The 20362-nt window shown below is 67.5% G+C and carries 14 protein-coding genes; 8 read left to right on the top strand and 6 right to left on the bottom strand.

Going from position 1 to position 20362, the window contains the following annotated elements; genetic code table 11:
- Positions 1 to 799: 799 nt before the first annotated feature.
- From PEM_RS18140 to hemH, 3 genes are all read right to left on the bottom strand, one after another.
- Positions 800 to 2905: a methyl-accepting chemotaxis protein gene (locus tag PEM_RS18140; protein ID WP_111129264.1), complete on the bottom strand. Its 2106-nt coding sequence runs from the start codon at positions 2903 to 2905 to the stop codon at positions 800 to 802.
- 290 nt (positions 2906 to 3195) lie between these two features.
- On the bottom strand, positions 3196 to 4050 hold the full coding sequence (locus tag PEM_RS18135; RefSeq protein ID WP_111129266.1) for an alpha/beta hydrolase: 855 nt from the start codon (positions 4048 to 4050) through the stop codon (positions 3196 to 3198).
- Positions 4047 to 5009, bottom strand: coding sequence for a ferrochelatase (hemH, locus tag PEM_RS18130; RefSeq protein ID WP_095378512.1), 963 nt, complete (start codon positions 5007 to 5009; stop codon positions 4047 to 4049). Before hemH ends, PEM_RS18135 begins: the two co-directional genes overlap by 4 nt.
- 165 nt (positions 5010 to 5174) lie before the next feature.
- Here hemH and PEM_RS18125 point away from each other — a divergent pair, with 165 nt between their 5' ends.
- The 4 genes from PEM_RS18125 to tatC all read left to right on the top strand — a co-directional run bounded on the left by PEM_RS18125 (position 5175) and on the right by tatC (position 7594).
- Positions 5175 to 6068, top strand: coding sequence for a YSC84-related protein (locus tag PEM_RS18125; protein WP_005420455.1), 894 nt, complete (start codon positions 5175 to 5177; stop codon positions 6066 to 6068).
- Positions 6069 to 6143: 75 nt separating this feature from the next.
- Positions 6144 to 6371 (top strand): Sec-independent protein translocase subunit TatA, encoded by a 228-nt coding sequence (tatA, locus tag PEM_RS18120; RefSeq protein ID WP_005420453.1) that lies wholly within the window; start codon positions 6144 to 6146, stop codon positions 6369 to 6371.
- Between the two features lie 15 nt (positions 6372 to 6386).
- Positions 6387 to 6848, top strand: coding sequence for a Sec-independent protein translocase protein TatB (tatB, locus tag PEM_RS18115; RefSeq protein WP_111129269.1), 462 nt, complete (start codon positions 6387 to 6389; stop codon positions 6846 to 6848).
- Positions 6845 to 7594 carry a twin-arginine translocase subunit TatC gene (tatC, locus tag PEM_RS18110; RefSeq protein WP_111174890.1) on the top strand — a complete coding sequence of 250 codons (750 nt, stop codon included), beginning with the start codon at positions 6845 to 6847 and terminating at the stop codon, positions 7592 to 7594. The genes tatB and tatC overlap by 4 nt, the downstream gene beginning before the upstream one ends.
- Before the next feature lie 83 nt (positions 7595 to 7677).
- On the opposite strand, the gene PEM_RS18105 is transcribed toward tatC, so the two are convergent.
- The 3 genes from PEM_RS18105 to PEM_RS18095 are packed head-to-tail and all read right to left on the bottom strand — an operon-like array spanning position 7678 to position 11192.
- The gene (locus PEM_RS18105; protein ID WP_005420447.1) at positions 7678 to 8589 is read right to left on the bottom strand and encodes a BPSS1780 family membrane protein; all 912 of its coding nucleotides are present in this window, start codon (positions 8587 to 8589) and stop codon (positions 7678 to 7680) included.
- A gap of 49 nt (positions 8590 to 8638) precedes the next feature.
- Entirely contained in the window at positions 8639 to 9385 is a 747-nt protein-coding gene (locus PEM_RS18100; RefSeq protein WP_065177803.1) for a glutamine amidotransferase, read from the bottom strand.
- Entirely contained in the window at positions 9357 to 11192 is a 1836-nt protein-coding gene (locus PEM_RS18095) for a GspE/PulE family protein (protein WP_005420442.1), read from the bottom strand. Before PEM_RS18095 ends, PEM_RS18100 begins: the two co-directional genes overlap by 29 nt.
- 83 nt (positions 11193 to 11275) lie before the next feature.
- Here PEM_RS18095 and glyQ point away from each other — a divergent pair, with 83 nt between their 5' ends.
- The 4 genes from glyQ to PEM_RS18075 all read left to right on the top strand — a co-directional run bounded on the left by glyQ (position 11276) and on the right by PEM_RS18075 (position 20245).
- The gene (gene glyQ, locus PEM_RS18090) at positions 11276 to 12187 is read left to right on the top strand and encodes a glycine--tRNA ligase subunit alpha (RefSeq protein WP_072168858.1); all 912 of its coding nucleotides are present in this window, start codon (positions 11276 to 11278) and stop codon (positions 12185 to 12187) included.
- Positions 12188 to 12274: 87 nt separating this feature from the next.
- Positions 12275 to 14350 carry a glycine--tRNA ligase subunit beta gene (gene glyS, locus PEM_RS18085; protein WP_111174891.1) on the top strand — a complete coding sequence of 692 codons (2076 nt, stop codon included), beginning with the start codon at positions 12275 to 12277 and terminating at the stop codon, positions 14348 to 14350.
- Positions 14351 to 14594: 244 nt separating this feature from the next.
- Positions 14595 to 16391, top strand: a complete 1797-nt coding sequence (locus PEM_RS18080; RefSeq protein ID WP_111174892.1) for an autotransporter assembly complex family protein — start codon at positions 14595 to 14597, stop codon at positions 16389 to 16391.
- Positions 16388 to 20245 (top strand): translocation/assembly module TamB domain-containing protein, encoded by a 3858-nt coding sequence (locus PEM_RS18075; protein ID WP_111128582.1) that lies wholly within the window; start codon positions 16388 to 16390, stop codon positions 20243 to 20245. Before PEM_RS18080 ends, PEM_RS18075 begins: the two co-directional genes overlap by 4 nt.
- Positions 20246 to 20362 lie beyond the last annotated feature (117 nt).

The raw sequence follows: 20362 nt of genomic DNA, 5'->3' as shown, positions 1-20362 counted from the left end.
TCTAGAATTCGCCCCCTTGCTGCAGCGCATCGCTTCTCCGGAAACGACACGCGAGCAGCGACGCCACCACCGACGAACGCGTTGATCGAACGAAGGTGTTGACGGACTCGAAAAGTCCGGCATAATAGGCGGCTCGCAACGACGAAAGGCCCTCGGGCCCAACGACGAAGCAGCATCGGCAACAACGTCCACTCCGGTGAGACGGCCTTGAAAAAAGGTGTTGACGAAGCAGAAAAGCCGGCTATAATGGGCGGCTCGCTACGAAGGAAACTTCGCAGCACACGGGAACGGCGCTGAGGCCACTTCCCCGGATCTTTGAAAGTATGCGCAGGTATCTTGTGAAGGCGCCTGCAGGAAGCGCCGATGGTAGTGTGGCTCAAGCCATGCGAGAGTAGGTCATCGCCAGGGTTTATACCCAAAACCCCGCTGCTGACGCAGCGGGGTTTTTCTTTGTGCGCAGGAAATGCGGGTGGTGCCGGCCGCTGGCCGGCACCGCCATGGCTGCACACCGGCCGGTAGATCCACGCGATGCGTGGATATTCTCTGCGGGCAGCCACAGCGCCAGCCAAGGTTGGCCGCTACCGGCGGGAGGTCAGACAGTGGGCTAGGCCGTAATTGCCAGCCAGCGGCCGGCACTACCGGTAGATCCACGCCGTGTGTGGATGCGGCGCCAAACAGGGTTGGCCGCTCCTCACGGCAGGTCCGGAAGCGGACTTTTCCTGACCCATCACGCAGAAGCAGGTAAAAAAACGGCGCCCTGCGGGCGCCGTCTTGATCAGGATCGCATTGCAGGCCCGGATCAGGCGGCCCGCGGGACCTCGTGCGGTTCCTGCTGGCGGAACACCGATACTGCCTCGGTAAGCGTCCCCGCCTGCGTCTGCAGCTCGCGTGCGGCCGCGGTGGCTTCTTCCACCAGCGCCGCGTTCTGCTGCGTGGCCTGATCCATCTGCACCACGGTCTGGTTGATCTGCTCGATGCCGATCGACTGCTCCTGCGAGGCCGCCGAGATCTCACGCATCAGATGGCTGACATTCTCCACGCCGCCGACAATGCCCTGCATCCGCTGGCCGGCGTCGGCCACCAGCTGGGCACCTTCGCCCACCTGTCGGCCTGCCTCATCGATCAGCTTTTTGATTTCCTGTGCGGCGGCGGCGGAGCGCTGCGCCAACACGCGCACCTCGCTGGCCACCACGGCGAAGCCACGGCCCTGATCACCGGCACGTGCGGCCTCCACCGCCGCATTGAGCGCGAGGATATTGGTCTGGAAGGCGATGCCATCGATCACGCCGGTGATGTCGCCGATCCGCTTCGAGGCGCCTTCAATCGCCTGCATGGTGTCGACAACCCGCTGCATCGCGGTGTTGCCGTCACTGGCGGCGCTCTGCGTGGACGCAGCCAGCTCACTGGCCTCGCGCGCATGCGTAGCATTCTGGCGCACGGTGGCGGTCAGCTCCTCCATCGAGGCTGCGGCTTCCTGCAGGTGCGCCGCCTGGCGCTCGCTGCGCTCGGACAGCGCACCATTGCCTGCAGCGATCTCGCTGGCGGCGGTACTGATCGAGGCCGCGCACTGCTGGATGCGGCCCACCATGCGCGCCAGCTGGCCGGCGGTGGCGTTGGCATCACGCTGGATCGCGGCGAAGGCACCGTGGTACTCACCGTGCATGCGCCGATCGAGATCGCCGTTGGCCAGCGCCGAAAGCATCTGCCGCACGTCGTTGACGGTGCTGCCCAGCGTATCGAGCAGCTGGTTGATGCCACCGGTCAGGCCATCGAGGAAGCTGGCGCCTTCGGTTGCCTGCAGGCGCTGGCCGAGATCGCCGGCAGCGGCAGCAGCGACGATGCCGGCCACGGCGTTCTCCAGCGCCAGCTCCTGGGTACGGTCATGCCATTCCACGGCGAAACCGAGGCGCATGCCCTGTGCATCGAACACCGGGGTGACCACCTGGGCGAAGTGCACCGGGCCGATCTGTACCTTGCCGATGTGGCTGGCCTGCAGGCCATTGAGGATGGCGCGGATGCGGTCCGGGTTGGCATGGAAGCGATGGATGCTGCTGCCGACCAGGCGTTCGGCATCGAAGTCAGGGAAGGCCTGGCGCAGTGTCGCCTGCTGGTTGCGCAGCAGAGCCACCACCGAGCGGTTCACATAGCGGATCACGTGATCATTGTCGGCGATCATCATCGCGGTGCGCGAGGCATCCAGCGCCTGACGGATCTGCGCATTCTCGGCATGCGCCTCAGCCTCACGCCCACGTTGGGCCTGGACGTGGCGCGCGGTATCGGCCAGCGCATGGGCCAACGAGCCGGGTGCATAGGATGCGGTGTCGGCATGTGCGCCCAGGTCGGTGCCCGTGGCGATGTCGCGGGCCAGCGCAGCCAGCCGGCGCGGGCCGTGGCCAAGCGCCTCGGTCTGCTGGCGCAGGCGCAGCGCGACCTGGCCGAGGAATGCCGTCAGCCCGGCGAACAGGCCCGCCTGCAGCAACGTAGGTCCCACTGCTGCGCCCTGCAGCAGCGGCGCCAACAGCGCGAGCGTGCCGATGCCGCCGGCCAGCCATACCGGCAGGCGATCACGATGGCTCAACAGCACGCCCAGCAGCAGTGCAATCGGCAAAGCCGGTGACAGGCCCGCGATCGCGCACAGCCATGCCAGCTGCAGCGACAACAACAGCGCCAGGCCATTGCGGGTGACGCTATGGCCCGCCTTGCAACCGGCCAGCCAGATGGCAGGCAGCACAGCGGCCGCGACCAGCGAGGCGGTCAGGACATGAGGCCCGCGCAGGGCCAGCACCAGGCCGGCCACCGCCAGTGCCGCACTGCTGATCAGCAATCGGCGGTCAGCGCGGTGGGCGAGCTGCTGCAGATGCGGCAGGCGGGCGGTATCGGGGGGACGAGTGGATGCAGCGGACATCGGCGACTCCTGGATCAGCAGACGGCTACGGCCACACGGTGGCGCACGCACGAGTGCGTGGCCAGGGCATGGACCGGGAATTCGGGGAATGCGACGCAATCAACGTCGCGCAGACGGGGCGCCGTGACCACATCCTGTGGGTGACGGAGCAATGGAGCGGGCATGCGGACTTCCTTGCAGGACCAGACACACGCCGCAGGCCCGACCGGGCCCACGTGCTGCGGACGCAGTGGCCCGCAACCGATGTATCGGCCGCAACTGCGCAGAATGAAGTGCGCGGACGCTGCGACTCAGCCGGCGTTGTCGTTGCCGAGGAAGCGCAGGATCACCTCGGCGATGCGTGCCGGGTCTTCCATATGCAGGTGGTGGTTGCCGGGAAACACGGCCAGCCGTCCATCACGCAGGTGCTGCAGGCGATCACTGCGCATCGGCTCGGGATAGTAGGACTGCGCCGGCGTGGCATAGATCACCTGCGTCGGGCAGGCGATGGCCTGCAGCAGGTTGTCGATCTGGCCTTCGCTGAGGCGGATCGCAGTGGGCAGCATCAGGCGCGGGTCGCTGCACCAGCGGTAGCCACCTTCGACCGGTTCCACGCCGCGCTCGACCAGCAGCCGTGCGCAGGGTTCGCTGAGCTGGTTGGTCATCATCCGCGCGCGGATCGGCGCTGCCAGATCGGGAAACACGCGCAGCTGCTTGCGTGCCAACGCCCGCGTGGCGTTCACATGCTCGCGCAGGCGATGCGCCGTTTCTTCCTCGGGACCGCGCAGGCCGCCGAGTGCTTCGATCGCCACCAGCCGATCAACACGGTCGCTGACCGAGGCGGTAAGGCTGGCAATGCCGGCACCCATTGAATGGCCGAGCAGGCTGAATCGGTCCCAGCCCAGCGCGTCGGCGACATCGAGTACGTGGCAGATCGCGGCGGCCGTGGTGTAGCTGGCACCCATCGGCAGGTGCGCGCTGTGACCGTGGCCGGGCAGATCGATGGCAACCAGCTGCAACGCCGACAGGTGCGGCGCCAGCGGCACGAAGCTGGCGGCGTTGTCGAGCCAGCCATGCAGGGCCAGCACGCGTGGGCCGCCGCCGTGGTTGCGCAGGCCGGCGACGCGTGCGCCACCGACCTGGAGTTCAAACGGTTGCAGGCTCATGCCAGCGAGGACACGGCCAGCCGTGCCAGGGCGCGTGCATGCTCCGGCTCGGCGTTGAGGCAGGGGATGTAGCGCATCGTCGCACCGCGCTCGGCCAGTGTTTCGGTGAAGCCCAGCGCAACCTCTTCCAGCGTCTCCAGACAGTCGGTGGCGAATCCGGGGCAGACCACGTCGATCTGCTTCACGCCGGATTCGGCCAGCGCCCACAGGCTGGGCTCGGCATACGGCTGCAACCAGCGCTCGCGGCCGAAGCGCGACTGGTAACCCATCTGCCAGTCGTCCTTGACCAGGCCCAGTGCATTGGCGATGGCCTGCGCACTGGCCTCGCAGCGCTGCGGATACGGGTCGCCCGCGTCGGCCAGGCGCTGCGGGATACCATGGAAGGAGAACATCAGTTTCTGACCGCGACCGTGCTGTTCCCAGTAGCGGCGGATCGATCCGGCTATGGCCTCGACCCAGCCGGGATCGACCGAGTAATCCCGCACCAGGCTCACGGTCACGCCCGGGTTGCGGCGCTGCCACGCATCGACCCGGTCTTCGACCGAGGCGGTGGTGGTGGTGGAGTACTGCGGGTACAGCGGCAACACCACGATCCGGCGCGCGCCGTCGGCGGCAAGACGGTCGAGCTCGCCGGCCAGCGCCGGTTCACCGTAACGCATCGCATGGCGTACCGTCAGGGTCGGCAGCAGGGCCTGCATGGCCTGCGCCAGCTGGCGCGTATATACCATCAGCGGTGAGCCGTCGGGCAGCCAGACCTGGGCGTACTTGGCCGCCGACCGGCCGCTTCGCAGCGGCAGGATCAGCCCGCGCAGCAGCGGCTGCCAGAGCAGTGCCGGAATCGCGACCACGCGCGGGTCGGACAGGAATTCGGCCAGGTAACGGCGTACGGCGGGGGCCGTCGGCGTCTCGGGCGTGCCTAGGTTGACCGCCAGCACGGCGGTATCGGGTGCGTCGAGCATGGGCGGTATTGTCGCCTATCCGGCGCCGCACCGGGATGCAGGGTTCGGATTGCAGGCATAGCGCGCATCAATGCGGGCAGGGAACGCTCATTGGGGATTCATGACAACACCACTAATTTCAGTCACTTGCTATATCTTCCTATGGACTGACTTCTGGAGCCTGCCATGCGTCGCCCGATCCAAGCCCTGCTGATCGCCGCCAGCCTGCTGTCCAGCCAGGCCATGGCCGGACCGCAGGAAGACCAGCGCGCCCGCAACGCCGTGCGCGTGCTGGCCGAAATCCAGGAAATTCCTGAACAGGGCATTCCGGATAAATTGCTCGACGAAGGCCGCGCGGTCATCGTCATTCCCGACACGATCAAGGCCGGTCTTGTCATTGGCGGTCGTCGTGGCCACGGCCTGATGTCGGTGCGCATGCCCAATGGCGCATGGTCCAACCCGGTGTTCGTGAAGCTCACCGGTGGCAGCATCGGCTTCCAGGCCGGCGTGCAATCTTCGGATGTGGTGCTGGTGTTCCGCAACGACCGCAGCCTGGACAACCTGGTCAACGGCAAGTTCACGCTCGGCGCCGATGCCGGCGTTGCCGCCGGTCCGGTCGGCCGCAATGCCGCCGCCGCCACCGACGGCCAGCTGAAGGCCGAGATCTGGTCCTGGTCGCGTGCCCGTGGGCTGTTCGCGGGCGTCGCGCTGGATGGTGCGGTGCTGCAGATCGACGATGCCGCCAACCTTGACGCCTACGGCAGCAACACCACGCCGCGCATGATCTTCGAAGGTCGCGCCGCCGGTTCGCCGTCGATGGACGTGGTCGCCTTCCGTGATCGTCTGGAAGAGGCCACCTACGCCGCCCGCAACAATCGCAACGGCAACGGTGGCAGTGCACCGCGTCCGGCGGCGACCCCGGCGGTTGCGCCGGCGCCTGTTCAGGCAGCGCCGGCCGCCCCAACCGAAGCCACCACCGCGCCGCTGCAGAACGTGCCGCAGAACCCGCCGCCGCAGCAGCAGGGCTTCCAGCCGGTCAACGACGGCGAAATCCGCACGGAAACGCTGGGCGGAAACTGACTTTCGTCACGCGCGCCGGCTGACACCCGGTGCGCTATGCTCGACAGCCTGATCACTAACGTAACGAGCGTCTTTATGGGCAGTTTCAGCATCTGGCATTGGTTGGTCGTGCTGGCCATCGTCCTGCTGGTGTTCGGCACCAAGCGCCTGACCAGTGGCGCCAAGGACCTCGGCTCGGCGGTCAAGGAATTCAAGAAGGGCATGCGCGACGAAGACAAGCCGAACGCGCAGCTGGGCGATGAGTCGCGCAGCCAGGACGCCTCGCGCACCGCGCAGGACGAGCACGACCGTAACGCTCGCTGATCCGGAGCGGTTGCGGTGTTCGATATCGGCTTCAGCGAACTGCTGGTGATCGCGGTGGTCGCCCTGGTGGTGCTCGGTCCCGAGCGCCTGCCCAAGGCGGCCCGCTTCGCCGGCCTGTGGGTGCGCCGTGCCCGCAATCAGTGGGATTCGGTGAAACAGGAACTGGAACGCGAACTGCAGGCCGAGGACATCAAGCGGCAGATGCAGGAGGTGCGCCAGGGTATGCAGGACACCGAGAACCAGCTGCGCGCCAGCGGTGAGGCGATCCGTCGCGAAGCGCAGGAGGCGCAGCAGCAGGGCGATACGCTGGCGCAGGAGGTTCGCGCACCGGCGCCTGCGGATCTGCCGCCGCATATGAGCGCTGCGCCCGATGCCGATGCGCCGGCACAGGAGAGCGTCGCTCCCGAGCCGACGCCGGCGACACCCCCTGAAGCCGGTGCGCCGCCGCCGCAGAGCAGCCCGGAGCGCCAGCCATGAGTGAACAGGATTTCGGCGAAAGCTCGCTGGTCGAACATCTGGTGGAGCTGCGCGGCCGCTTGGTGCGCGCATTGCTGGGCCTGGGCGTGGTGCTGCTGGCGCTGCTGCCATTTACCCAGAAGCTGTACAACGCGCTGGCCGAACCGCTGGTCTCGCAGCTGCCCGACGGGCAGACGATGATCGCGACCAATCCGGCCGGTGCCTTCTTCGCGCCATTGAAGCTGACCTTCTTCGTGGCCCTGTTCGTGGCGGTGCCGTGGCTGCTGTACCAGCTGTGGGCCTTCGTCGCCCCGGGGCTTTACGCGCGTGAGAAGCGCCTGGCGGTGCCGCTGCTGGTGTCTTCGGTACTGCTGTTCTACACCGGCTGTGCCTTCGCCTACTTCCTGGTGCTGCCGGCGGTGTTCCATTTCCTGACCACCTTCAGCCCGGACGTGATCGCGATCACCCCGGATGCGAATGCCTACCTGGATTTCGTGCTGGCGATCTTCTTCGCCTTCGGTGGCAGCTTCGAACTGCCGGTGGCGATGGTGATCCTGGTCCTGCTGGGCTGGGTGACGCCGCAGCAGTTCAAGGAAGGACGTGGTTACGCGATCGTCGGCATCTTCGTGCTGGCGGCGGTGCTGACCCCGCCGGACGTGGTTTCGCAGCTGATGCTGGCGATCCCGATGTGCCTGCTCTACGAGCTGGGCATCCACGCCGCACGCTGGCTGGTGCCGTCGTCGGCCGTGAAGAAACCCGCCGCCTGAAAAAAACAAAAGGGGACGGAGGGGATTAAGTCGTTATCGGCACAGTGGCACAAACGACTTAATCCCCTCCGTCCCCTTTTTCGTCAGGCGTGGAAGATGTCGCTTGAGGTCGGGGTGGTCGGGACCGGCGGTGCGGCGCGACTGCCACGGTGCACGAACATCTGCTTCCACGCGGCATAGACCGCGCCGACATACAGCGGCATCAGCACCGTGGTCAGCACCAGCTGGGCGATGAAGGCGGCGGCCAGCGGGCCACCGATCAGCATCGCGATCTGGATCACGATCACGAACAGGATGTAGATGCAGAACGCGGCGATCAGGCCGAGCACGGCGAACACGATCATCGCGCCGATGTTCTCGATGCAGCCCTGCAGGCTCAGGCGCAGCGCGTGCATGCCGCTCTGCTTGTCGAACACCACCAGCGCCGGCTGGGTGAACATTGCCAGCGACAGTGCGACCGCGCTCAGGAACACCAGCAGCATCCACAGCGCGATGCGCTTGGCCGGCAGGTTGGCCACCAGCGCCGCGGCATCGTCCGGCTTGATCTGCTGGCCACTGCGGCTGATCTCTTCCATCTTGGTCATGACCTCGCTGAAGGCGGTGAAGCCTTCGCGGCCGATCATCATGAACAGCAACGCGCCCAGCAGCAGCACTGCCAGCACCTGGATCGCCAGCGGCACCAGCAGGTGGCTGACGCGGTGGTCGCGGATCGGCTGCAGCAGGTGCGAGGACAGGCCCGGGCGGCCTTCGTCGATCTCACCCACGGCGTAGAGCATGCCGCCGAACATGATCGGCGAGATGGCCAGGGTCATCAGCTGCACGGCCATGCCGGCGGCGCCGGGAATCAGCGTCGACAACAGGGTGACCACCCAGCTCACCAGCAGCCAGGCCAGGCCGATCCGGGCCAGCTGCAGCGGCGCACGCCGATACAGCGAGAACGTATCCAGCAACCACTGGGCGCCCGCCGAGGCCGGCAGCTTGCGAATCTCTTTCATGGACATCCGGGAAGGACAGGAGGGGACGGGCGGTTGCCCGTGCCGCTGATTATCCCTGTTTTGCCGCCGGCTGGGCTGAAGACAGCCGCGCCTGTCGGACGAAGCGGCGCAGCAGCTGGCGGGCCAGCGGTGCGGCGCTGACTGCGCGCTCGATGCTGCGCGCACAGCCGCCGTGGCGGCCGATGCAGTCGGCGCGGGCGCGCACGTAGCCGCGCATGTGGTGGGTGGCGAATTCGGGGTGGAACTGCACGCCCCAGGCCTGGCGCCCCCAGCGGAACGCGTGGCAGCCATCCAGCGGCGAGCGTGCAAGCACCTCGGCACCGTCGGGCGCGCGCAGCACGGTCTGCAGGTGGGTGGCGTGGGCGGCAAAGTGCTGCGGCAGGCCCTGGAACAGCGGATCCTGTGCCGCCTGTGGCTGCAGCTCCAGTTCGATCGTGCCGGACTCGCGCCCGGCCGGGTTGTAGGCCACCTCACCGCCCAGCGCATGCGCCAGCAGCTGGTGGCCGTAGCAGATGCCGAACACCGGCAGGTCAGCGTGGGCGGTCTGGCGCAGCCACGCCGCGCTGCGCTCGCTCCAGTCGGCGTGGTCAGTAACGAAGGCGGCCGAGCCGGTCACCAGTACCCCGGCAAAACCGTGCGGATCGGGCAGGGCGCCACCGTGTTCGACATCGACCACCACCGTCTCATGTTCCTCCAGCCCGGCGGCGACGCGGATCCAGTGCGGAAAGCGCCCGTAGCGGCGCAGCGACGGTACCGGGCGGCCGGTTTCAAGGATCAGGAAGGGGGCTGGGTTCATCCGGGGGCGGCAGCACTGACAGGACTTCCTCGATTGTAGTCAGCCCCTGCGCCACCTTTTCAAGCCCGGCCTGGCGCAGGGTTCGCAGCCCTTCAGCGCGCGCGGCACGGGTGAAACCGGCCAGATCCATGTCGGCGCGGATCTGCCCGCGCAGCCGCGAGCCCAATGGCAGCAACTCATACAGGCCGATGCGGCCGAGGAATCCGGTGCGCCGGCACTCCAGGCAACCGACCGGACGACAGGGCGTGGCGGCATCTGGATATGCAGCCTGGCTATCAGCCAGCACCGCCCAGTCGGCCGCACCGAGGGTGTGCGGCTGCTTGCAGTGCGGGCACAGGGTGCGCACCAGGCGTTGGGCGAGGATGCCGTTGAGGGTGCTGGCCAGCAGGTAGTGCGGCACGCCCAGGTCGAGCAGGCGGGTGACCGCCGACGGTGCATCGTTGGTGTGCAGGGTGGACAGCACCAGATGGCCGGTCAGCGAGGCCTGCACCGCCATCTGCGCGGTTTCCAGGTCGCGGATCTCGCCGATCATGATGATGTCCGGGTCCTGCCGCAGCAGGGTGCGCACGCCGCTGGCGAAGTCCAGGTCGATGTTGGCCTGCACCTGCATCTGGTTGAACTCGGGCGCGATCATCTCGATCGGGTCCTCCACCGTGCACACGTTCACGTCCGGCGTGGCCAGCCGCTTCAGCGTGGAATACAGGGTGGTGGTCTTGCCCGAGCCGGTCGGGCCGGTGACCAGCACGATGCCGTGCGGGCGCTCGACCAGTGCATTCCAGCCAGCGGCCTCCTGCGGGCTGAAGCCGAGCTGGTCGATGCTTTTGAAGGCGGCATCGGGGTCGAAGATGCGCATCACGCACTTCTCACCGAAGGCGGTGGGCATGGTAGACAGGCGCATCTCGACCTCGCGGCCACCCGGCGAGCGGGTCTTGATGCGGCCGTCCTGCGGGCGCCTGCGCTCGGCCAGGTCCATGCGGCCGAGTACCTTGATGCGGCTGACCACCGCGGTCATCACTGCCGGCGGCACCTCGAACACCTTGTGCAGCACACCATCGATGCGGAAGCGCATGCGTCCCATCTCGCGGCGCGGTTCCAGGTGGATGTCCGAGGCGCGCTGCTCATAGGCGTACTGCAGCAGCCAGTCGACGATGTGCACGATGTGCTGGTCGTCGGCATTGACGTCGCCGGTGCGGCCCAGCTCGACCAGCTGCTCGAAGCTGGGCAGGGTGGTGTTGGCCTCGCCGCGGACGTCGCCGCGCGCGCCACGCACCGAACGGGTCACCCCGTAGAACTCCATGGTGTAGCGGTGCAGGTCGAGCGGATTGACCACCGCCAGCTCGATGCGGCGGCGTGTCAGGTGCTGCAGGTCGCGGCGCCATTCCTGCACCAGCGGCTCGCTGGTGGCCACCAGCACCCGTTCGGCATCCACTGCCAGCGGCAGGAAGCGGTGGCGACGGGCATAGGCGTGGGAGACCAGCGCGGTGACCGCAGCGACGTCGACCCGGGTCGGATCGATGCGCAGGTAGCGGTTGCCGGTGCGTTGGGCCAGCCATTCGGTCAGGCGTTCCAGGGTCAGTTCGCCGCCGTCGCGGGTGGCCAGCTTGAGGTTGGACAGCAGCACCAGCGGGTGCACTTCACTGGCATTGCGCGCGCCCTGTGCGGAAAACCGCATGCGCTCGCCCTCGTGCTCGGCGACCAGGCCGTCGGCCAGCAGCGCCGCACCCACCTGCTCGAAATGCAGGCGGCCCCACGGCAGCGGGACGCCGCCTGGCTCGCCGGGCGTGCCCACCGGCAGCCGATGTTCCATCTGCCTGCTCCTCCCGGGTACGGAATGCCCCGCAGGTCGGCCGTTATACTAGCGCACCCTCTTGCCGGCCAAGACTCGTACGCATGTCCGCGACCCCGACCGTTCCGATCACCTTCCAGGGCCTGATCCAGACCCTGAACCAGTTCTGGGCCCAGCAGGGCTGCGTGCTCATCCAGCCGCTCGACCTGGAGGTGGGCGCCGGTACCTTCCACCCGGCCACCTTCCTGCGGGCGATCGGGCCGGAAAGCTGGAACGCGGCCTACGTGCAGCCGTCGCGCCGCCCGACCGACGGCCGCTACGGCGAGAACCCGAACCGCCTGCAGCGCTACTACCAGTACCAGGTGGCGATGAAGCCGGCGCCGGACAACATCCAGCAGCTGTACCTGGATTCGCTGAAGGCACTGGGCATCGATCCGCTGGTGCACGACCTGCGCTTCGTCGAGGACAACTGGGAATCGCCGACGCTGGGCGCGTGGGGCCTGGGCTGGGAAGTCTGGCTCAACGGCATGGAAGTGACCCAGTTCACCTACTTCCAGCAGGCCGGTGGCCTGGAGTGCCGCCCGGTGCTGGGCGAGATCACCTACGGTCTCGAGCGCCTGTGCATGTACCTGCAGAACTGCGACAACGTCTATGACCTGGTCTGGACCTACGGCCCGGACGGCCAGCCGGTGACCTACGGCGACGTCTACCACCAGAACGAGGTGGAGCAGAGCACCTACAACTTCGAATACGCCGCCGTGGACGAAATGTTCCACCGCTTCGATGCCTGCGAGCGTGAAGCGCAGAAGCTGGTGGAAGTGGGCCTGCCGCTGCCGGCCTACGAGCAGGTGATGAAGGCCAGCCATACCTTCAACCTGCTCGATGCGCGCCGCGCGATCAGCGTGACCGAGCGCCAGCGCTACATCCTGCGCGTGCGCGCGCTGGCCCAGGCGGTGGCCAAGGCGTATTACGAGCAGCGCGAGAAGCTGGGCTTCCCGGGTGCGAAGAAGGCCTGACCGCCTTCCTGCACCGTCCCGCTTTTCATCAACTACCCGGGGCGCCGGACGCGTTGCGCGCTGCGCCCCCACCACAGGATCGAACCGATGAGCCAATTGTCCCCCCTGCTGATCGAACTGGGCACCGAGGAGCTGCCGGTCAAGGCGCTGCCGGGCCTGGCCCAGGCGTTCTTCGACGGTGTTGTCGAAGGCCTGCGCAAGCGTGGCGTCGCGCTGGAGCTGGGCGATGCCCGCCCGCTGTCGACCCCGCGCCGGCTGGCCGTGCTGCTGCCGGGCGTCGGCCTGGAACAGCCGGAACAGCACAGCGAAGTGCTGGGCCCGTACCTGAACATCGCGCTGGACGCCGAAGGCCAGCCGACCAAGGCCCTGCAGGGCTTCGCCGCCAAGGCCGGGATCGACTGGACTGCGCTGGAGAAGACCACCGACAACAAGGGTGAGCGCTTCGTGCACCGCGCGGTGACCCCGGGCGCGAGCACCGCCAGCCTGTTGCCGGACATCCTGCGCGAGGCGATCGCGGCGATGCCGATTCCCAAGCCGATGCGCTGGGGCGACCACGCCTGGGGCTTCGCCCGCCCGGCGCATTGGCTGGTGCTGCTGCACGGCGCCAACGTGGTCGAGGCCGAACTGTTCGGCCTGCAGGCCGGCCGTGCCAGCCGTGGCCATCGCTTCCACCACGACCAGGCCGTGTCGCTGGCGCAGCCGCAGGACTACGTTGAAGCGCTGCGCGCCGCGTTCGTGCTGGTCGACCCGAGCGAGCGACGTGCGCGCATCGTCGCCGAGGTCGAGGCCGCTGCAGCCGGAGCCGGTGGCAGCGCCCGCATCACCGAAGACAACCTGGAGCAGGTGGTGAACCTGGTCGAATGGCCGTCGGCGGTGCTGTGCAGCTTCGAACGCGCCTTCCTGGCAGTGCCGCAGGAAGCACTGATCGAAACGATGGAGATCAACCAGAAGTTCTTCCCGGTGCTGGATGCCGCCGGCACGCTGACCGAGAAGTTCATCGGCATCGCCAACATCGAATCGAAGGACGTGGCCGAAGTGGCCAAGGGCTACGAGCGGGTGATCCGCCCGCGCTTTGCCGATGCCAAGTTCTTCTTCGACGAGGACCTGAAGCAGGGCCTGATGTCGATGGGCGACGGCCTGAAGACGGTGACCTACCAGGCCAAGCTGGGCAGCGTGGCCGACAAGGTGGCGCGCGTGGCCGCACTGGCCGAAGTGATCGCAGCCCAGGTCGGTGCCGATCCGGCGCAGGCCAAGCGGGCTGCCGAGCTGGCCAAGAACGACCTGCAGTCGCGCATGGTCAACGAATTCCCGGAACTGCAGGGCATCGCCGGCCGCCACTACGCCGTGGCCGGTGGTGAGTCGGCCGACGTGGCGCTGGCCATCGACGAGGCCTACCAGCCACGCTTCGGTGGTGACGACATCGCGCTGTCGCCGCTGGGCAAGGTGCTGGCCATCGCCGAACGCGTGGATACGCTGGCCGGTGGTTTCGCTGCAGGCCTGAAGCCGACCGGCAACAAGGACCCGTTCGCGCTGCGCCGCAATGCGCTGGGCCTGGCCCGCACGATCATCGAAAGCGGCTTCGAACTGGACCTGCGCGCGCTGATGGCCAGCGCCAATGCCGGCCTGGCCGCGCGCAACGTGCAGGCCGATGTCGGCGAGCTGTACGACTTCATCCTCGACCGCCTGAAGGGCTACTACGGCGACAAGGGCGTGCCGGCCACGCACTTCAACGCGGTGGCCGAGTTGAAGCCGGCCTCGCTGTACGACTTCGATCGCCGCCTGGATGCGATCGGCACCTTCGCCGCGCTGCCGGAGGCAGAGGCGCTGGCTGCGGCCAACAAGCGCATCCGCAACATCCTGCGCAAGGCCGAGGGCGAGATTCCGGCGCAGATCGACGCGGCACTGCTGCAGGAAGATGCCGAGCGCGCGCTGGCCGAAGCGGTCACCGCCGCCATCGATGACACCGGCGCCAGCCTGCACCAGAAGGACTATGTGGCGGTGCTGGCACGCCTGGCGCGCCTGCGTCCGCAGGTCGACGCGTTCTTCGATGGCGTGATGGTCAACGCGGAAGATCCGGCACTGCGTGGCAACCGCCTGGCGCTGCTGACGATGCTGGGCGAGCGCCTGGGCAAGGTGGCGGCGATCGAGCATCTGTCGAGCTGACGCCCGTATCGGTAGTGCCGGCCGCTGGCCGGCATTGCCCCCGATCTGTGGGGTGCCGGCCAGCGGCCGGCACTACCGGAACATCGCCGGCGTTGTCTATCGGGGTCATTGCCGACATCGTGGACGATGCCGGCATCCTGATTGGTCGGTTGCGACAATCGACACTTTGCGGTGTATTTTGACCGCCACTTAACAACCGATCCGCAATGACGTGATGCATTTCGCATCGTCACCTCCGGTCGGTATGCTGTGCCGCATGCAGCCAAAGAAATACGCCCTGCCGCTGATGGTCCTGTCGCTGGCCGCCACTTCCGTGGTCCATGCGCGCGGCACCATCGACAAGGTGGACATCAAGGGATTGGACAAGGGCGACGACGCCGCAATCATCGAGAACATCCAGGAATCGCTGTCGCTGTACGACACGATCGGCAAGGAGCAGGGCGAATCGCGCCTGGAGTACCTGCTGTCGCAGGCCGAGCGGCAGACCCGCCAGGCGCTGGAGCCGTTCGGGTACTACAACCCGGTGATCAAGGTCGAGGCGCCGCGTGAGGACGAGCACGTGCGCGTGCTGATCCATGTCGACAAGGGCGCCCCGGTGACCGTGCGCCGCGAGCACATCGACATCACCGGCCCGGCGATGTACGACCAGTACCTGCAGGACGACCTGGCCGCCTTCAAGCCCCGCAAGGGCCAGCGCTTCGAGCACACCCAGTACGAAGCCAGCAAGATCACCATCACCCGGCGCCTGGCCGAGCGCGGCTACTTCGATGCCGACTACACCCAGCGCCAGGTGCAGATCACCCGCGCCGACAACGCCGCCGACATCGACCTGACCTGGGACAGCGGCCGCCGCTACAACATGGGCCCGGTGCGCTTCGAGCAGGATTACTTCGTCGACAAGCTGTTCGATCCACTGGTGTACTGGGACCAGGGCAGCTACTACCACGAGGGCAAGCTGGACCGGCTGCGCGAGTCGCTGACCAAGCTGGACTACTTCAGCGTGATCGACATCCAGCCGCGCCCGGACCAGGCCGACGAGAACGGCGAAGTGCCGGTGGACGTGAAGCTGACCCGGGCCAAGCGCACCATCTACACCGCAGGCCTGAGCTACGGCAGCGAGAGCGGCCCGGGTGTGCGCGGTGGCATCGAGCGGCGGTTCCTGAACAACCGCGGCCACAAGATGAACACGCAGCTGGACTATGCGCAGAAGCGCAAGAGCCTGGTTACCAGTTACCGCATTCCGGCCTTCAACTGGCTTGATGGCTGGTACACCTTCGCTGCCAGCGCGTATGACGAGCAGACCGACTACATCGACCTGCGCAACTTCAAGCTGATCGCCAGCCGCAGCGGCGAGATCAACGAACACTGGACCGCGATCGCCTCGATCAACGCGCTGCGCGAGCGCTGGCGCTATGCCTCCGGCACCGAATTCACCGACGCGGTCTACAACACCTCGACGCTGGTGTACCCGCAGATGGTTGCCGACTACGTCAACGTCGACGACGAGATGTTCCCGCGCAAGGGCATGAGCGGCGCTGCAACGGTGCGTGCCGGCGTGGAAGGCGCCGGCTCGGATACCAGCTTCGTGCAGGCCAACGCCGTGTTGCGCTGGTACATCCCGGTGGGTGAAAGCAATCGCCTGATCCTGCGCGGCGAGGGCGGCACCACCTGGACCAGCGATCTGGTGGCGATGCCGCCGAGCCTGCGCTACTTCGCCGGTGGTGACCGCAGCATCCGCGGCTACGCCTACCGTGAGGTCGGCCCGCGTACGCCGAAGCCGGACAAGTACGCGCTGGGTGCCAAGAACCTGGTGATCGGCTCGGCCGAGTACGAGCACTACTTCAACGGTGGCCCCTGGGGTGCGGCGGTGTTCGTCGATACCGGCAGTGCCTTCGACAACACCATCGACCTGCATACCGGCGTCGGCTTCGGCGTACGCTGGAAATCGCCGGTGGGCCCGGTGCGCATCGACGTGGCGCACGGCCTGAACAACCCGGATTCGCAGTTCCAGCTGTACCTGAACATCGGAGCGGACCTGTGAGCGCGTCCGCACCGACCCCGAACACCCCGCCGCCACGCGTGCGCTTCTATCGCCGTCGCCGCTTCTGGGCATGGTCCGGCGCCGGCGTGATCGGCCTGGTGCTGCTGGCCCTGCTGGCGGTGTACTGGCTGCTGCAGACCGTGGCCGGCCGTGACGTACTGCTGGCCCAGGTGGTGGCGCGGCTGCCGGTGGGTGCCAGCTTCACCTGGGACAAGGTGGAGGGTCCGGTGGCCGGACCGCTGACCCTGTACAACGTCGACTTCCGCTATGACGACATCCATTTCCATGCCGAGCGTGCGCACCTGGAGCCGGACCTGCGCCCGCTGCTGGGCCGCAAGCTGCTGCTGGACAAGCTGGAGCTGACCAACGCGACGTTGAACCTGGCCAAGAGCGATGAGCCGTTCAAGCTGCCGTCCTGGCCCGATTCCCTGCCGCAGATCGAGATGCCGCTGGCGATCCAGGCCGATGCCATCGCCATCGATGGCTTCCGCATCAGCCAGGCCAACGAACCGGTGATCGACATCAGCCGCGTGCGCGGCGGCATCGAGATCGCCAACGGCGAGTTCCAGGCGCACAAGCTGGTGGTGGACAGTGACATGGGCAACTTCACTGCCCAGGGCCGTTACATCCCGGCCAAGGACTACGACACCGACGTGACGGTGACGGCGGTGTTGCCGGCACCGCGTGGGCGCACAGCCGCTACCGTCGGCCTGGTCGCCCGCGGTGACCTGTCGCACATGGAAGTGGCGGTGGCCGGGCGTGCACCGAAGCCGCTGCACGCGATGCTGGTGTTCGATGGCCGCACCGACCCGACGTGGAACGCCAGCGTGCGCAGCGACGAGCTGGATCTGGCGTTGCTGTCGCCGGCCTTGGCGAGCTCGGCGATCACGCCGTTGTCGCTGGATTTCACCGCTGCTGGCAAGGGCGGCAATGCCAACCTGCGTGGCAGGGTGAAGCAGGGCGAGCAGGAACTGGAACTGGCACCGTCCGTGGTGTCATTGCAGGACCAGGTGCTGAAGGTTTCGCCGCTGCTGCTGAAGGGTCTCGGTGGCGAAGCCCGCCTGGAGGGTACCGCCGATTTCAGCCAGGAAGACCAGCAGAAGCTCAACTTCTCGGTGGTCGCGCGTGACCTGAGCTATGTACCGGCGCCTGATCCGAACACCGCCGGCAGCGCACCGGTGCCGGTCACTCTGAAGGAAGCACGCTTCGGCCTGGCCGGTACCCTGAAGGCCTGGGCGGCGATCGGCCGCGCCGAGGTCGAACGCGAAAAGCAGAAGGCGCAGCTGCACTTCGATGTGCGTGGCAACGATCAGGCCGCGTCGATCCACCAGCTGCAGGCGCAGACGCCCGGTGGCCAGCTGCAGGTGGAAGGCCAGGTGGCGTGGGCGCCGCAGCTGGACTGGGACGCCAAGGCCACGCTGAAGGACTTCGACCCCGGCTATTTCGTGCCGGGCTGGAACGGCCGCCTGTCCGGCAACCTGGCCTCCAAGGGCCGCCAGCTGCCGCCGCCGGCCAATGCCGCACCGGGCACCGCCGGTACGCTGGAAGCCACGGTGGACCTGCCCTCGCTGAAGGGCATGCTGCGCCAGCGCAATCTCGACGCACAGGGCAAGTTCGCGCTGCAGGGCGCGCAGGGCCAAGGTGACCTGAAACTGGCGTTGGGCAGCAGCCGGGTGACCGCGTCGGGCAAGGTCGGCGACCGCCTCGACATCGATGCGCGTTTCGAGCCATTGCAGTTGAGCGACCTGCTGCCGGGCGCAGACGGTGGCCTGCGTGGCCAGGTACAGGTGAAGGGCCCGCGCGATGCGCCGGACATCACCGCCGACCTGGTCGGCAACAACCTCAACTGGGACGGCTACGGCGCCGAGAGCGTGAGCATCAAGGGCCGCCTGCCGTGGCGCGGCGACAGCGGCACGCTGGCCGTGCAGGGCCAGCAGGTCAACGCGGGCATGTTGCTGGAGCGGCTGAACATCGACGCACAGGGCAGTGTGTCCAACCTGCGCCTGGCCGCGCAGACCCGCAACGAGATGGGTGCGGTCGAGCTGCAGGGCAGCGTGCGCCAGCAGGGCACGCAGTGGCGTGGCGAGCTGGCGTCGCTGCGCATCGCACCGGTGAAGGGCGATGCCTGGGCGCTGCGTGCACCGGCGGCGTTCGCGATCAACGGCAGCACCTACACGCTGTCCGAAGCCTGCCTGGCCGCGGCCAGCAGCGGCGCGCTGTGCGCACAGGCCAACTGGCCGCGCGAAGGCCTGGTGGTGCGCAGCGACGCGCTGCCACTGGCGCTGGTGCAGCCGTGGTTGCCGCCGCAGTCCGGCCGCCGCATCTACCTTCGCGGCGATGTCAGCCTGGACGCGCAGATCCGCCCGCGCGGCAACGCCTGGGAAGGCCATGTGGAAGTGCGCTCGAAGGAAGGCGGCGTGCGCCTGGGCGAGAACCGCAACACCGTGGGCGATACCACCCGCGGCGAGCTGGTGCGCTATGACCAGTTCTCGCTGAAGCTCGACATGACCCCGGCCAGCATCAAGGGCTACCTGGGCATGGGCTTCCAGGGCAATGGCTTCGTCGACGCCAAGATGCAGACCGGCTGGGAAGCCAGTGCGCCGCTTAATGGTGAGCTCTACCTCAACATGTCGCGGCTGTACTGGCTGGAGCTGTTCTCGCCGGACATCGTGCGACCGACCGGCCTGATCGAAGGCCACGTCAGCCTGCGCGGGACGCGAGGCCAGCCGTCGCTGGGCGGTGACGCACAGCTGAGCAACTTCAAGGGCGAATTCCCGGCGCTGGGCCTGACCTTCGACCAGGGCAAGGGCAGCTTCGTGGCCCAGCCCGATGGTTCGGCCAAGATCACCGCGCAGGCCAACTCGGGCCAGGGCACGCTGTACGTGGACGGTGGCCTGTCGTGGTTCGGCGATGCGCAGCCGCTGCAGCTGAAGATCCATGGCGAGAACGTGCTGCTGTCCAACACCAGCGAACTGCGCATCGTCGCCAACCCCAACCTCGACTTCACCCTGGCCAAGGCGGCGATGGAGCTGCGCGGCACCGTGCACGTGCCCGAGGCCGACATCGATCTGGAACGCCTGGACCGCGGCACCTCGGTGTCCGAAGACGTGGTGGTGCTCGACCCGGCCGATCCGGAAGAGTCGCGCACCTCGCCGCTGGACATGGACCTGACGGTCAGCCTGGGCGACAAGGTGAAGATGACCGGGTTCGGCCTGAAGGGCGCGCTGACCGGCAAGATGCAGGTCTGGGCCAAGCCCGGCCGCGAAATGACCGCCAATGGCGGCCTGGAAGTGAGCGGCCGCTACAAGGCGTATGGGCAGGACCTGACCATCACCCGTGGCAACCTCAACTGGAACTACAACGCGGTGTCCGACCCGCGCATCAACATCCGCGCCGAGCGCCGCATCGGTGATGTCACCGCCGGCATCGACGTGACCGGGCGTGCCCAGCAACCGCGTGCCGACGTGTGGTCCGATCCGGCGATGTCGCAGTCCGAGGCACTGGCCTATCTGGTGCTGGGACGCAGCCTGACCGGCGCCAGCAGCGACCAGGCGCAGCAGGTCAACGCGGCCTCGGCGGCGCTCTCGGCTGGCAGTGGCCTGCTCGCCTCGCAGCTGGGTGCCAAGCTGGGCCTGGATGATGCAGGCGTGAGCCAGTCGCGCGCGCTGGGTGGTTCGGTGATCGGCGTCGGCAAGTACATCTCGCCCAAGCTTTACGTGGGTTACGGCGTGTCGCTGGTGGGCGCCGGTTCGGTGATCACGCTGAAGTACCTGCTGCGCCGCGGGTTTGATGTGGAAGTGGAATCGAGCACGGTGGAAAACCGTGGTTCGATCAACTGGCGGCGGGAGAAATAGAGCCACGCCATGCGTGGCTGCGGTAGTGCCGGCCGCTGGCCGGCAGCCGCACCGTATCTCCCGAGTTGCGTGGGTTGCCGGCCAGCGGCCGGCACTACCGCGCGCGTCGCCCCAACC

The organism is Stenotrophomonas sp. Pemsol, assembly GCF_003586545.1.
GTDB classification, from domain to species: Bacteria; Pseudomonadota; Gammaproteobacteria; order Xanthomonadales; family Xanthomonadaceae; genus Stenotrophomonas; species Stenotrophomonas sepilia.
Note: the sequence above shows the minus strand (reverse complement) of the source record. Positions and strands in the feature narration are given on the sequence as shown.

Coding starts and splice junctions, on each gene's coding strand:
- glyQ (WP_072168858.1), top strand. CDS start 11,276: ATGTCCGCGACCCCGACCGTTCCGATCACCTTCCAGGGCCTGATCCAG.
- PEM_RS18135 (WP_111129266.1), bottom strand. CDS start 4,050: ATGAGCCTGCAACCGTTTGAACTCCAGGTCGGTGGCGCACGCGTCGCC.
- PEM_RS18105 (WP_005420447.1), bottom strand. CDS start 8,589: ATGAAAGAGATTCGCAAGCTGCCGGCCTCGGCGGGCGCCCAGTGGTTG.
- glyS (WP_111174891.1), top strand. CDS start 12,275: ATGAGCCAATTGTCCCCCCTGCTGATCGAACTGGGCACCGAGGAGCTG.
- PEM_RS18140 (WP_111129264.1), bottom strand. CDS start 2,905: ATGTCCGCTGCATCCACTCGTCCCCCCGATACCGCCCGCCTGCCGCAT.
- tatA (WP_005420453.1), top strand. CDS start 6,144: ATGGGCAGTTTCAGCATCTGGCATTGGTTGGTCGTGCTGGCCATCGTC.
- hemH (WP_095378512.1), bottom strand. CDS start 5,009: ATGCTCGACGCACCCGATACCGCCGTGCTGGCGGTCAACCTAGGCACG.
- PEM_RS18095 (WP_005420442.1), bottom strand. CDS start 11,192: ATGGAACATCGGCTGCCGGTGGGCACGCCCGGCGAGCCAGGCGGCGTC.
- PEM_RS18125 (WP_005420455.1), top strand. CDS start 5,175: ATGCGTCGCCCGATCCAAGCCCTGCTGATCGCCGCCAGCCTGCTGTCC.
- tatC (WP_111174890.1), top strand. CDS start 6,845: ATGAGTGAACAGGATTTCGGCGAAAGCTCGCTGGTCGAACATCTGGTG.
- PEM_RS18080 (WP_111174892.1), top strand. CDS start 14,595: ATGCTGTGCCGCATGCAGCCAAAGAAATACGCCCTGCCGCTGATGGTC.
- PEM_RS18100 (WP_065177803.1), bottom strand. CDS start 9,385: ATGAACCCAGCCCCCTTCCTGATCCTTGAAACCGGCCGCCCGGTACCG.